This window comes from Moraxella sp. VT-16-12, assembly GCF_002224245.2.
GTDB lineage: Bacteria > Pseudomonadota > Gammaproteobacteria > Pseudomonadales > Moraxellaceae > Moraxella.
Window position 1 is genome coordinate 128,177 of the sequence record NZ_NKHK02000007.1, and the last position, 12,032, is coordinate 140,208.

Genomic DNA, 12,032 nt, shown 5'->3' on the forward strand with positions numbered 1-12,032 from the left:
TTGGCTGGTATGTTACTTAACGTCTTTCCAAAATTCTTTATTGAGAAGATATACCGGAATGAGCAACACAAGTAAAAATAACAGCACAAACGCACCATAGATTTTACGCTCATGGCGGACAGGCTCTGCCATCCACGCCATAAAATTCACCAAATCACCCACACGAGCTTCGTACTCTTCTTTGCCCAAATCTTTTTGTAGATTGTGCAAAACGTGTGGCATAGCAGCGTTAGCAAGCACTAGGTTGTTTGCACCCCAAGGACGGCTTGGGTCTTCATAGAACGATAACAGATAAGTATATACCCAGTCATCACCACGCAGACGAGTTTCTAGTGATAGGTCAGGTGGAGCAGCCCCAAACCAAGCCCCTTGCAATTCAGGGTCAATATCGGCAGTAATGTGGTCGCCAATTTGGTCGGTTGTTACCATCAGATACTTTGCCACCAACTCTGGTGGAATGTCAAGGTCTTGGGCAATACGAGAATGACGCACATACTGAGCTGAATGACAACCAACACAGTAGTTCATGAACATATTAGCACCACGTTGCAATGAACCTTTATTGGTCAAATCAATGGGAGCTTTGCTACATTCTAGAGTAACTTTTGAGCCATCAGCTTCGGTATATTCGCCACAACCATGACCACCTGCACCAAAAGCGGATGAGCTTGCCATCACACCTGTTGCCAAAACAAGACTGGCACCAAGCGTTTTTAGATTAAATGCTTTCATTAGTGGCCTCCTGTAACACGTTCTGGCGGTTGCTTGCACGTTTCCATTGATGTATAAAATGGCATTAGGATAAAGTACAAGAAGTATAAAATAGTACAAACACGACCAACAATGGTATTTACAGGTGAAGATGCCACACCACCTAAATAACCCAAAATCAAGAAGCTAATCACAAAAATCACCAAAGCAATTTTTGATAAAGCACCCTTATAACGGATAGATTTTACTGGTGAGCGGTCAAGCCAAGGCAACACAAACAAGATAAGAATCGCCCCAAACATCACAATCACCCCTGGTAAAGCTGAGCCAAACATAGAAGGTGTGGCACGAAGCATGGCATAAAATGGCATATAATACCAAACAGGTGCAATGTGAGCAGGTGTTTTTAGAGCGTTTGCCACTTCAAAGTTGGGTTTTTCTAGGAAATAACCGCCACCTTCTGGGGCAAAGAACACCACCGCAAAGAAGCAGATAAAGAACACCACAATACCTACCATGTCATGCACAGTATAGTAAGGGTGGAAAGGTACGCCATCTAGTGGTACGCCATTTTTATCTTTGAGCTTTTTGATTTCAACGCCATCTGGGTTGTTTGAACCAACATGGTGCAATGCCACCAAGTGCATAAACACCAGGCCCACCAACACCAATGGAATGGCAACAACATGCAAAGCAAAGAAACGGTTTAGCGTAATACCAGAGATGATATAGTCGCCTTTAACCCACTCAGCCAAGCCATCGCCGATGAAAGGAATGGCAGCAGGCAAATTCAAAATCACCTGAGCACCCCAAAATGACATATTGCCCCAAGGCAACAGATAACCAAAGAATCCTTCTGCCATCAAGCACAGGTAAATCGCCATACCGATAATCCAAACCAACTCACGGGGCTTGCGGTATGAACCGTACATCAGACCACGGAACATATGTAAATACACCACCACAAAGAATGCGGACGCACCTGTGGAGTGCATATAGCGAATGAGCCAACCACCTTTGACATCACGCATGATGTACTCTAAGGACGCAAACGCCCCTTCGGCACTGGGGTTAAACATCATGGTCAGCCAAATCCCTGTAACGAGCTGGTTTACCAAGACCACCATAGATAATACGCCAAAGAAATACCAAAAGTTGAAGTTTTTTGGTGCATAATACTTTGACATATGGTATTCATAGGTTTCAGTCGCAGGGAAGCGAGCATCTACCCAACCCATAAATTTCTTAGCAATACTCATGATTATGTCTCCCCAACGGTCAAGATGGTGTCTTCAATCTTGTAGATAGGTATTGGCAAATTTAAAGGGGCAGGCATACCACTATATACACGACCTGACAAGTCGTACATTGAGCCGTGGCATGGACAGAAAAAGCCACCCATCCAGTCCGCCCCACCTAAGTCTGCCGCTCCCACTTCTGGGCGAAATAGCGGTGCACAACCCAAATGCGTACACACCCCTTCTACCACCAAAACCTCAGGCTGGATAGAACGAGTCTCATTTTTGCAATTTTCAGGTTGAACAGACCCATTAGACTCAGGGTCGGCAAGTTTTGATGTAATTTTACTTAAATTTGCCACCATCTCTTCGGTACGCTTAACGACAAAGATAGGCTTGCCACGATATTTAACTGTAATCATCTGACCGTTTTCAATACCGCTAATGTCGGTAACAACGGCAGCACCTGCGGCTTCCGCTTTGGCACTTGGATACCAAGAACGCACAAATGGGGTGGCTATCGCACCGACACCGACCGCACCAATGGCGGCAGTAGATGCAATCAGGACTCTACGGCGTTTAACATTCACGCCTTCGGCATGGCTCATTAAAACTTCCTCCAGAAAATGAATGGGCTAATCCCATACTGGGTGTGTGGCTATGATAAAACAGCTTTATCAAAAAATCCACATTTGCTGTGCCTATTTTTACTAACCTGTCTATTTTAAGCTATTTTTGACATAAAATAAATTCTTATCGTACAAACTTCTGCAAAAAAGTTATAAAAAATTCACAAAAGTGTAAAAAATCCCGTTACTTTCTAAGGATTTTTAATAAATGATTATCGTTATATTTTATATTGATAAAAAATCACCTAAATCAATTGGGTGTTTTTTATTAGAATTCTAACTTTTAGTAATGATTAAAGATATTTTTATGAAAAATATGATTGTATAAATATGTTTATTTCTAAATTTTTACCCATGTTACAATACGCTCTTCTATCACATCATCGCTTAGCCCCTTTTCAGACACACAACGACCACGCACACCCACTTTATCCATCGCCTTATCATGGCGTGCCTGTCCTGCCACCAAATAATGCCAAGATGGCAAACCTTGCCCCAAATGCAGACGTTTATAAGCACAATGCCTAGGAAGCCACATCATGTCAGGCACCATCTCTGGCGTCAAACGGATACAGTCAGGCACATGGCGTTTGCGGTGCTGGTAGTTTGAGCAATGCCCTGTGGTACAATCTAGCAGTTGGCAAGCAACGTCCGTATATTCAGTCAGTGCCACATCATCATCGTCAAGATATTTAATCAAGCAACACACGCCACAGCCATCACACAAAGCTTCCCATTCATCATTAGTCAGCTTGTTTAACGCAAATTGCCAAAAATTGGGGCGAAGTGTGGTCATTGTCTTAATCTTATGCAAAAAACATTTATTGTAACAAATTTATAAAAAATCATCGTGAAAAATTGGTAAAATTTGGTTATTATGCAATTTTTTGATGATTTATCATGATTTACGACATCATCGGCGACATACATGGACAAGCTGACAAACTCATCGGACTGTTAAACAAACTTGGCTATCACCACGATGGCACAAGCCATGTTCCCCCAAAAGGTCATCAGGCGATATTTATTGGCGATTTTGTGGATAGGGGCAGCCGTCAGTTAGACACCCTAAAAATCGTCTTTGCCATGCTAGACAACCACCACGCCCAAGCGGTCATGGGCAATCATGAATACAACGCCCTAGCCTATGCCACACCTGACATTCACAACCCCACAGGTGGCTATCTTAGACCGCACAGCCTACACAACACCATTGGACATCAAGCCTTTTTAGATGAGATACCTTTTGGGTCATCTTTACATCAATATTGGTTAAATCGTTTTTATGAATTACCACTTTGGCTAGAAACAGATGACTGCATTTTTATTCATGCCTGCTATGATACTCGTGCCATTGACGCTCTTAAACCTTATTTAACAACACAAAATCAGCTCACACCTGATGCTCTGCAAGCAACTGGCAGACATCGCACGCCGTCTTTTTTGGCGATAGAGCATTTGTTAAAAGGGCTTGAAACCACCTTACCCCAAGGCATGACCATGACCGACAAAACTGGCATTACTCGTACAAATGCTCGCATCAAATGGTGGGTTAATGACTGGCAACATCAGCCCATGAGTCAAGTGCTGTTTGCTGATGATTTGCCAAATACGCCCCTAGCTTGTTTATCTGACATGCTGGCAAATTTTTATATCAACACCACAAAACCCATCTTTATCGGACATTACTGGCTACATGATACGCCCGCCCCATTGTCATCACAAGTGGTCTGCACAGATTATTCAGCAGGCAAAGACGGACATCTGACCGCCTATCGCTTTGATACCACCAACCCAACTTTATCGGCGAACAATTTTATACAATATATAGAGCCACTTTCACCAGTTGGGTGAAAATCTGTTATAATACGCCATCTTTAATTTATCATCTCTAAGGATTTTTCATGTCAAGCACTACCGCCCCTGCCCCCATTGTTTCACCAGATGGCACACCAAAAGTCGGTATCATCATGGGCAGTCAGTCTGATTGGGCAACCATGAATGAAACAGCACAGATTTTGGCAGAGTTTGGGGTGGCATTTGAATGTGAAGTGGTCTCAGCCCATCGCACCCCTGACAAACTTTTTGATTATGCCAAAAATGCCAAAGCTCGTGGCTTACAAATTATCATCGCAGGGGCAGGTGGTGCAGCTCATCTGCCGGGTATGTGTGCGTCTCAAACCGCCCTGCCTGTGCTTGGTGTGCCTGTCAAATCCAGCACGCTCTCTGGTTGGGACAGCCTGCTGTCCATCGTACAAATGCCAAAAGGTGTGGCAGTAGGCACGCTCGCCATCGGGACGGCAGGGGCGTTTAATGCTGGGCTTTTGGCAGTACAAATGCTGGCGTTGCATGATGATGAGCTTGCAAGCAAACTTGATGAATTTCGCCACACCCAAACTCAGACCATCCTAAACAGCCCAATCCCCGGCATTATAAATTCCTGATTTTTCTGATATTTTTAATTGAACGGTTTTGACATGACCCAAACACTCGGTATCTTAGGTGGCGGACAGCTTGGCATGATGCTCGCCCAATCCGCCTTACAATTAGGACATCAATGTGTCTTTTTAGAAGACACCCCCAACCCGCCTGCCAGTTTGTATGGCAAAGTTTATCACAGTAGCCAGTTAGAGCAGTTTATTGCAGACAGCGACATTTTTAGCCTAGAATTTGAAAATACCCCTGTTGCTATCGCCAGTCATCTGGCAAATCAAAAAGCAGGCATTTATCCACCGCCAAATGCCCTACACATCGCCCAAGACCGCCTAAAAGAAAAAGCCTTATTTAATGAGCTAGACGTGCCAACCGTGCCTTATCGTGCGGTCAATTCGCCAGATGAGCTGGCATTGGCTTGTGATGAGCTTGGCTTGCCACTGGTGCTTAAAACCAGTCGTGGCGGCTATGATGGCAAAGGACAGTTTGTACTACGCACAGCAGATGACATCAGCACCGCTTGGGATGAGCTTGGTAGAGCCACCACACATGAAGAGATGCCTGCCCCTTTAATTGCCGAAGGGTTTATTGATTTTGAGCGAGAAGTATCACTCATTGCTGTGCGTGGTCGTGATGGCGAGATTGTTTATTATCCATTGGTGGAAAATACTCACCACCAAGGCATTCTTGCCAAGACAGTTGCTCCCGCCCCAAATGTGGCACATTTAACCCAAGACGCTCAGCACAACATCAAAAAAATCTTGGAAAAGCTGGACTATGTTGGCGTGCTGACACTGGAATTATTTGTTACGGAGACTGGGCTGATTGCCAATGAAATCGCCCCACGTGTGCATAATTCTGGACATTGGAGCATTGAAGGGGCAAATACCAGTCAATTTGAAAATCATGTGCGCGCTGTGTTGGGGTTGCCACTTGGTGATACAGGCATTATCAAACCATCTGTCATGCTTAATGTCATTGGCAAATACCCAAATATTAATGAACTGCTTACCATCAAAGGTGTGCATTTTCACCACTACCACAAAGATGAGCGAGCAGGTCGCAAGATTGGACATATCACAGTGATGAATGATGAGCTTGATAAAACGATTGAACAGGTAGAAAGTTTGTTGAGATAAACTTGTGTTTTTGTAGGCTGTCTATCAATATCAAGTTGTTGGCATAATTTTTATCACATCAAGGCTTTTTGTCCTTGTTAAAAATATTTGTCAAACATCATGACAAACATACGTCCACACCACCATTTAGGCACTTGACCAATACCATTCATGAAACTTTACATAGACGCTGATGCCCTACCCACCATCGCCAAAGAGCTGATTATCAAAACTGCCAATCGCACTCGGACAGTTGCCGTTTTTGTGGCAAATGGCTTGATTAAACTACCACCGTCTGTTTATCTGACATCAGTGGTGGTGTCCCAAGGCTTTGATATGGCAGATAACTATATTGTAGATAATGTGGGTGTTGGCGACTTGGTGATTACCAGCGACATTCCTTTGGCAAATGACGTGCTAGAAAAAGGAGCAAAAGTTTTGACAGCACGGGGTGAAGTGTTTACCCTTGATAACATCAAACCCAAACTTAACACTCGTGATTTTATGGAAAGTTTGCGTGGCACCAACCTACTTGACCCAAAAAGCATGGGCGGACAAAAACCCTATGGCGAAAAAGACAAAATCGCCTTTGCCAATGGACTAAATCGCCTTGTACGACCCAATTTGCCCAATAAGTAGGCATTTAACATCATTCTACTTTTAACCTAACTTGCCAACATGATTGAACAATGGAATAAAGAATTTATCCTACAACGACTGCTTGCCCTTAGCTTGCTTGTGGTGCTGTTTGTCCTGTGTTTTAAAGTGGTGCAGTTTTTTATTGTACCTGCATTATGGGCGGCGATTTTGGCGTACGTTACCTTTCCTGTCTATACTTTTTTTCATACAAAAGTCAGATTAAGCCCAAGTTTTAGTGCTTTTTTGATGACGTTTAGTATCTCGCTAATGATTGGTATTCCTTTGATTTTAGGTATTTTTTATCTGCAACATGAAGTTGTCAGCTTTGTATCTATGGCAATTCGTCGCCTGCAAGCTGGCTATGTGGATTTGCCTGAACAAATCAAAGATTTGCCCGTAGTAGGACAAGTCATCAAAGACACCCTATGGGAGATTAATAAAAATCCTGAGGCCACCATGGAAGCCGTGCGGGCGTGGGTACAGTCGCATTTATATTATGGTAAAGTGGCGTTTGATGTGGTGCTAAAAAATCTTGCCAAACTGGGTATGGCACTGATGACCTTGTTTTTCTTTTATCGTGATGGCAAAAGTTTGATTCGCCAAATCCGCCAAGCCTTGCGTAACATCATCGGTGATAGGATTGATGATTATTTGGATTCGGTAGGTGCAACCACACAAGCGGTGGTTTATGGCATTGGGCTGACTGCATTGGCTCAGGCAATCTTGGCAGGGCTTGGTTATATTTTTGCTGGTGTACCAAATCCCATTTTGCTCACCATTTTGACCTTTGTCATTGCCATGGTGCCTTTTGGTACGCCTTTTGCGTGGGGTGGTGTGGCGGTCTGGCTGTTATCACAAGGGCATACCGCAGAAGGCATTGGGCTTGCCTTATGGGGGACACTGGTGATTAGCTGGGTGGACAACCTAATTCGCCCCATCGTGATTAGTGGTGCCACCCAAATTCCTTTTATCATCATCTTTATTGGTGTGCTTGGTGGACTGACGGCATTTGGTTTTGTTGGGCTGTTTATCGGTCCTGTGGTGTTGGCGATTGGTTTAGCGGTATGGCGTGAATGGATAAGTCAGCACAAAAACGAGATTTTTGCCACCAAAAACAACCTGCCCACAGCAAACACAACAAAATCGGAAAATCCATGAACAAACTTAGCATTTTGGCGGATGAAAACATTGCCCATTTAGATGATTATTTTGGCAATTTTAATTTGATTAAACTCAAAGGACGAGACATCACCCAAGCTGCCATAGATGCCCACAACCCTGATGCACTGCTGATTCGCTCAGTAACACCCATCAACGCTGGCACCATCACCAACACCAAAAATATCCGCTTTGTTGGTACTGCCACAATTGGTACTGACCATGTGGATACAAACTTTTTAAACAGTCATGGTATTTGTTTTGCCAACGCCAAAGGGTCAAGCAAACATTCGGTTGCTCAATACGTCATCACTGCCCTACTCACCAAAAACCCCAACCTATTGCACCAAAAAATCACCCTTGGTATCATCGGTTTGGGCAATATTGGTAGCACACTTGCTAGCTATGCTCATGATTTACATTGGCACGTTTTGGGTTTTGACCCTTATTTGGCACAGTCGGACATCAATAACAGCACGTTTGATGAGCTATTAGCCACAAGCGACATCATCAGCATTCACACACCGCTCACCAAAACAGGTGAGTATCCCACTCATCAGCTATTTGACCAAGCCTGTTTTGACAAAATCAAAGACCACGCCACACTCATCAATACCGCCCGTGGTGAGATTATCAACCAAACCGCTCTTATCAATGCCATTGATGATAAACACTTGGACGCAATCTTGGATGTGTTTCCCCATGAGCCAAGCATTGACAAATCTTTACTGGATAAACTTACCATCGCCACGCCCCACATCGCAGGCTATACCCTAGATGGTAAATTGCGTGGCACGGATATGACTTATCAAGCATTTTGTCAGTATTTTGGACTGCCCATCACACAAACGCTAGATGGCATACTACCCCACAATCCCCATCATTGGCAAAAGCTAAAAGTATCACTATATGATAATCCTGATATGCTTAGCACTTATTATGATATTTTAAGTGATGATATGGCATTAAGAAATGCCTGCACTGACCAAGTGCTTGGTACAGATTTTGACCGTTTAAGAAAAGACTACCTACTAAAAAGAGAATGGATTTATGCATCATGACCATCGCCCCAGTATGAGCCTAGACATTGCCATTCAAAAAGCCCAAATGCTTGCTGATATTCGTGTGTTTTTTGCCAAAAAGGGTGTGTTAGAAATCACCACACCGATTTTATCACACGCAGGCAATACCGATGTGTTTATTCAAAGTGTGTCAGCTCAATTTTGCCATCAAGGTCAAGCCAAAACAGGCTATTTACACACATCGCCAGAATTTGCCATGAAACGAGTTTTGGCAAACTATCAGGTACCCATTTACCAAATCTGCCAAGTATTTCGTGATAATGAAAAAGGACATAGGCACAATATAGAATTTACCATGCTTGAATGGTATCGCCCAAATTTTAGTTTGGAAAATTTGGGCGATGAGCTTGGCGAGCTACTTAGCATCACACTTGGCAAAAGTTTGCCCTTTAAACGCTATCGCTACGCCCAAGCCTTTATGGACACACTTGGCATACACCCATTTGGTGCTGATATTGCCACACTAAAAGCGACCGCTCTTAGACACAACATCCGCTTAGATATGGGTAATGACAAACAAGGTTGGCTGGATTTGTTATTTAGCCATTTGATAGAGCCAAAATTGGGATTTGATTTGCCCACACTCATCACCGATTATCCTGTGGCGACAGCGTCTTTGGCAAAAATCGCCACCGATGATGATGGCTTTGATGTCGCCAAACGCTTTGAGCTGTATATCAATGGCTTGGAGATTGCCAATGCCTATGATGAGCTTATCAATGGCGATGAATTATTGGCACGTTTTTTACAAGACAACACAGAGCGAAACAACTTGGGACTGCCAACCATGCCGATTGACATGAATTTAATCCATGCGTGTGATAAGTTGCCACCATGTAGCGGAATTGCCTTAGGGATTGATAGACTGTTTATGGTGCGTGAAAAGCTCGATGACATCAGTCAAGCAGTGATGTTTATCACAGATAAGGCGTAACTACAACAAAACGCAATCAAGCAATAAATGCTTGATTGCACTTCACCATCATTCCACCGTAACCGACTTGGCAAGATTTCTGGGTTTATCCACATCGGTACCACGCACCAGTGCCACATGATAGGACAGTAATTGTACCGCAATGGTATGTACAATCGGCGACAACACACCGATATGACGTGGTGTACGAATGATATGCACGCCATCAGATTCATGAAAATCACTGTCCAAATCCGACAGCACAAACAGCTCACCACCCCTTGCACCCACTTCTTGCATGTTGGCTTTGACCTTATCTAGCAGTTTATCATTGGGGGCAATCACCACCACAGGCATGTTTTCATCCACCAATGCCAAAGGTCCATGTTTTAGCTCCCCTGCTGGATAAGCCTCAGCATGAATATAGGTCAGCTCTTTGAGCTTTAATGCCCCTTCTAAGGCAATCGGATAATGAATGCCCCGCCCCAAAAACAGGGCTGATGGCTTGGTAGCAAAGGCTTTTGCCCATGTGGCAAGCTGTGGCTCTAAATTTAAGGCGTGCTGAATGCTACCGGGCAACTGACGCAAATCATCGGCATATCCTACCATCTCATCATCGCTGACCAAGCCACGCATTTTACCCAAAGTAACTGCAAGCCCAAACAAAATCACAAGCTGCGTGGTAAATGCTTTGGTACTAGCAACACCAATCTCTGCCCCTGCTCGGGTATAAATCGCCAAAGTACTTGCTCGTGGCAAAGCCGACTCCATCACATTACAAATGGACAAACTATACTCATGTCCTTGCTGTTGCGCGTATTTTAACGCTTCCATGGTGTCTAGTGTTTCGCCCGATTGGCTGATTGTAACAATCAACTCATTGGGGTCAGCGATGACATCACGATAACGATATTCGCTGGCAATCTCCACATCACAGCGGATTTTGGCGATGGATTCTAGCCAGTATTTGCCTGTCAAAGCAGCATAATAGGACGTGCCACACGCCAAAATCTTAATGCTGTTAATCTGTTTAAAAATCTCTGGTGCAGTCTCGCCAAAGTTTTGTGGCACAAAACCACCATCCAAAAATATCTCTGCGGTATCTGCCACCGCACGGGGCTGCTCGTTAATCTCTTTTTGCATAAAGTGGCTATATCCACCCAACTCCAAACTTGCCAAAGACAGCTCAGAAGTTTTGACCACACGGTTGGTTTGATTGCCATCTTTATCTATCAAAAGCTCAATGCCATTTGCAGACAGTAGGGCAATATCCCCATCTTCCAAATAACTCACACGGCGAGTAAAAGCAATCACCGCCGACACATCAGAAGCAATAAAGGTCTCATCATCACCAAACGCCACCAATAGCGGACAACCCATACGAGCCACCACCATATGCTCGGGGTCATCATGACACATCACCGCAATGGCAAACGCGCCATGAAAGCGACTGCACGCCGTTTGCACCGCTTGATACAAATTTTTGCTGTTATTATCATACTCATGGCGAACACTGTGGGCGATGACTTCGGTATCTGTTTGCGACTCAAACTCATAGCCCAGTGCCTGCAATCGTGTACGCTCAGCTTCAAAATTTTCAATGATGCCATTATGCACAACCGAAATCAGCCCACCTGAGATGTGTGGATGAGCGTTTGGCTCAGTAACACCGCCGTGTGTTGCCCAGCGAGTGTGTCCAATGCCGATATGACCTGTCAGTCCTTTTTGCTTGACCGCTTCTTCCATCAATGCCACACGCCCAACTCGGCGTACACGCTTGATTTTATTTTCTTGCTCACTAAACACAGCAATTCCTGATGAATCATAGCCCCGATATTCTAGGCGTTTTAATCCATCAGTTAAAAAATCCACCACATTTGCTTGGCTACGAATAGCCCCAACGATACCGCACATAGACGTTCCTTAGTATCAAAAAATTAATAAAATCCACCAATATCACTTATGCTTTTTATTGGCGACTGTGTTCAAATGAACATCTCATTATAGCCCAGCATGCTCATTTATCCAAATAGATTTTTAAAGCACCCCATCACACCAAAACCCCCACCATCAGGCAGGGGTTTGTCTTACGACCAAGGACTGGGTTGTAT

General features: G+C 44.1%; 12 protein-coding genes. 7 read left to right on the top strand and 5 right to left on the bottom strand.

The window, feature by feature from the left end; translation table 11 throughout:
- Positions 1-12 precede the first annotated feature (12 nt).
- The 4 genes from CEW93_RS07910 to CEW93_RS07925 all read right to left on the bottom strand — a co-directional run bounded on the left by CEW93_RS07910 (position 13) and on the right by CEW93_RS07925 (position 3,374).
- The gene (locus tag CEW93_RS07910; RefSeq protein WP_089540779.1) at positions 13-732 is read right to left on the bottom strand and encodes a cytochrome c1; all 720 of its coding nucleotides are present in this window, start codon (positions 730-732) and stop codon (positions 13-15) included.
- Positions 732-1,949 (bottom strand): cytochrome bc complex cytochrome b subunit, encoded by a 1,218-nt coding sequence (locus CEW93_RS07915; RefSeq protein ID WP_186727939.1) that lies wholly within the window; start codon positions 1,947-1,949, stop codon positions 732-734. The genes CEW93_RS07910 and CEW93_RS07915 overlap by 1 nt, the downstream gene beginning before the upstream one ends.
- A gap of 23 nt (positions 1,950-1,972) precedes the next feature.
- Positions 1,973-2,557 (bottom strand): ubiquinol-cytochrome c reductase iron-sulfur subunit, encoded by a 585-nt coding sequence (gene petA / locus CEW93_RS07920; RefSeq protein ID WP_089540781.1) that lies wholly within the window; start codon positions 2,555-2,557, stop codon positions 1,973-1,975.
- 361 nt (positions 2,558-2,918) lie between these two features.
- Positions 2,919-3,374, bottom strand: coding sequence for a YcgN family cysteine cluster protein (locus CEW93_RS07925; RefSeq protein WP_089540782.1), 456 nt, complete (start codon positions 3,372-3,374; stop codon positions 2,919-2,921).
- Between the two features lie 104 nt (positions 3,375-3,478).
- Between CEW93_RS07925 and CEW93_RS07930 the strand changes: the two genes are divergently transcribed.
- From CEW93_RS07930 to epmA, 7 genes are all read left to right on the top strand, one after another.
- Positions 3,479-4,432, top strand: coding sequence for a metallophosphoesterase (locus CEW93_RS07930; RefSeq protein ID WP_089540783.1), 954 nt, complete (start codon positions 3,479-3,481; stop codon positions 4,430-4,432).
- 50 nt (positions 4,433-4,482) lie between these two features.
- Positions 4,483-5,022 carry a 5-(carboxyamino)imidazole ribonucleotide mutase gene (purE, locus tag CEW93_RS07935; RefSeq protein WP_089540784.1) on the top strand — a complete coding sequence of 180 codons (540 nt, stop codon included), beginning with the start codon at positions 4,483-4,485 and terminating at the stop codon, positions 5,020-5,022.
- Positions 5,023-5,055: 33 nt separating this feature from the next.
- Positions 5,056-6,150 carry a 5-(carboxyamino)imidazole ribonucleotide synthase gene (locus tag CEW93_RS07940; RefSeq protein ID WP_089540785.1) on the top strand — a complete coding sequence of 365 codons (1,095 nt, stop codon included), beginning with the start codon at positions 5,056-5,058 and terminating at the stop codon, positions 6,148-6,150.
- 150 nt (positions 6,151-6,300) lie between these two features.
- The gene (locus CEW93_RS07945; protein WP_089540786.1) at positions 6,301-6,768 is read left to right on the top strand and encodes a DUF188 domain-containing protein; all 468 of its coding nucleotides are present in this window, start codon (positions 6,301-6,303) and stop codon (positions 6,766-6,768) included.
- A 39-nt stretch (positions 6,769-6,807) separates the two neighbouring features.
- Positions 6,808-7,926: an AI-2E family transporter gene (locus CEW93_RS07950; protein WP_089540787.1), complete on the top strand. Its 1,119-nt coding sequence runs from the start codon at positions 6,808-6,810 to the stop codon at positions 7,924-7,926.
- Positions 7,923-8,987, top strand: a complete 1,065-nt coding sequence (locus tag CEW93_RS07955) for a 4-phosphoerythronate dehydrogenase (protein WP_089540788.1) — start codon at positions 7,923-7,925, stop codon at positions 8,985-8,987. The genes CEW93_RS07950 and CEW93_RS07955 overlap by 4 nt, the downstream gene beginning before the upstream one ends.
- Entirely contained in the window at positions 8,977-9,942 is a 966-nt protein-coding gene (gene epmA / locus CEW93_RS07960; protein ID WP_089540789.1) for an EF-P lysine aminoacylase EpmA, read from the top strand. The genes CEW93_RS07955 and epmA overlap by 11 nt, the downstream gene beginning before the upstream one ends.
- A 48-nt stretch (positions 9,943-9,990) precedes the next feature.
- Here epmA and glmS read toward each other — a convergent pair whose 3' ends face one another.
- Entirely contained in the window at positions 9,991-11,835 is a 1,845-nt protein-coding gene (glmS, locus tag CEW93_RS07965; protein ID WP_089540790.1) for a glutamine--fructose-6-phosphate transaminase (isomerizing), read from the bottom strand.
- Positions 11,836-12,032 lie beyond the last annotated feature (197 nt).

What these genes read in the sequence shown, in the direction of transcription:
- CEW93_RS07910 (WP_089540779.1), bottom strand. Translation starts at nt 732, where the DNA reads ATGAAAGCATTTAATCTAAAAACGCTTGGTGCCAGTCTTGTTTTGGCA.
- CEW93_RS07915 (WP_186727939.1), bottom strand. Translation starts at nt 1,949, where the DNA reads ATGGGTTGGGTAGATGCTCGCTTCCCTGCGACTGAAACCTATGAATAC.
- petA (WP_089540781.1), bottom strand. Translation starts at nt 2,557, where the DNA reads ATGAGCCATGCCGAAGGCGTGAATGTTAAACGCCGTAGAGTCCTGATT.
- CEW93_RS07925 (WP_089540782.1), bottom strand. Translation starts at nt 3,374, where the DNA reads ATGACCACACTTCGCCCCAATTTTTGGCAATTTGCGTTAAACAAGCTG.
- CEW93_RS07930 (WP_089540783.1), top strand. Translation starts at nt 3,479, where the DNA reads ATGATTTACGACATCATCGGCGACATACATGGACAAGCTGACAAACTC.
- purE (WP_089540784.1), top strand. Translation starts at nt 4,483, where the DNA reads ATGTCAAGCACTACCGCCCCTGCCCCCATTGTTTCACCAGATGGCACA.
- CEW93_RS07940 (WP_089540785.1), top strand. Translation starts at nt 5,056, where the DNA reads ATGACCCAAACACTCGGTATCTTAGGTGGCGGACAGCTTGGCATGATG.
- CEW93_RS07945 (WP_089540786.1), top strand. Translation starts at nt 6,301, where the DNA reads ATGAAACTTTACATAGACGCTGATGCCCTACCCACCATCGCCAAAGAG.
- CEW93_RS07950 (WP_089540787.1), top strand. Translation starts at nt 6,808, where the DNA reads ATGATTGAACAATGGAATAAAGAATTTATCCTACAACGACTGCTTGCC.
- CEW93_RS07955 (WP_089540788.1), top strand. Translation starts at nt 7,923, where the DNA reads ATGAACAAACTTAGCATTTTGGCGGATGAAAACATTGCCCATTTAGAT.
- epmA (WP_089540789.1), top strand. Translation starts at nt 8,977, where the DNA reads ATGCATCATGACCATCGCCCCAGTATGAGCCTAGACATTGCCATTCAA.
- glmS (WP_089540790.1), bottom strand. Translation starts at nt 11,835, where the DNA reads ATGTGCGGTATCGTTGGGGCTATTCGTAGCCAAGCAAATGTGGTGGAT.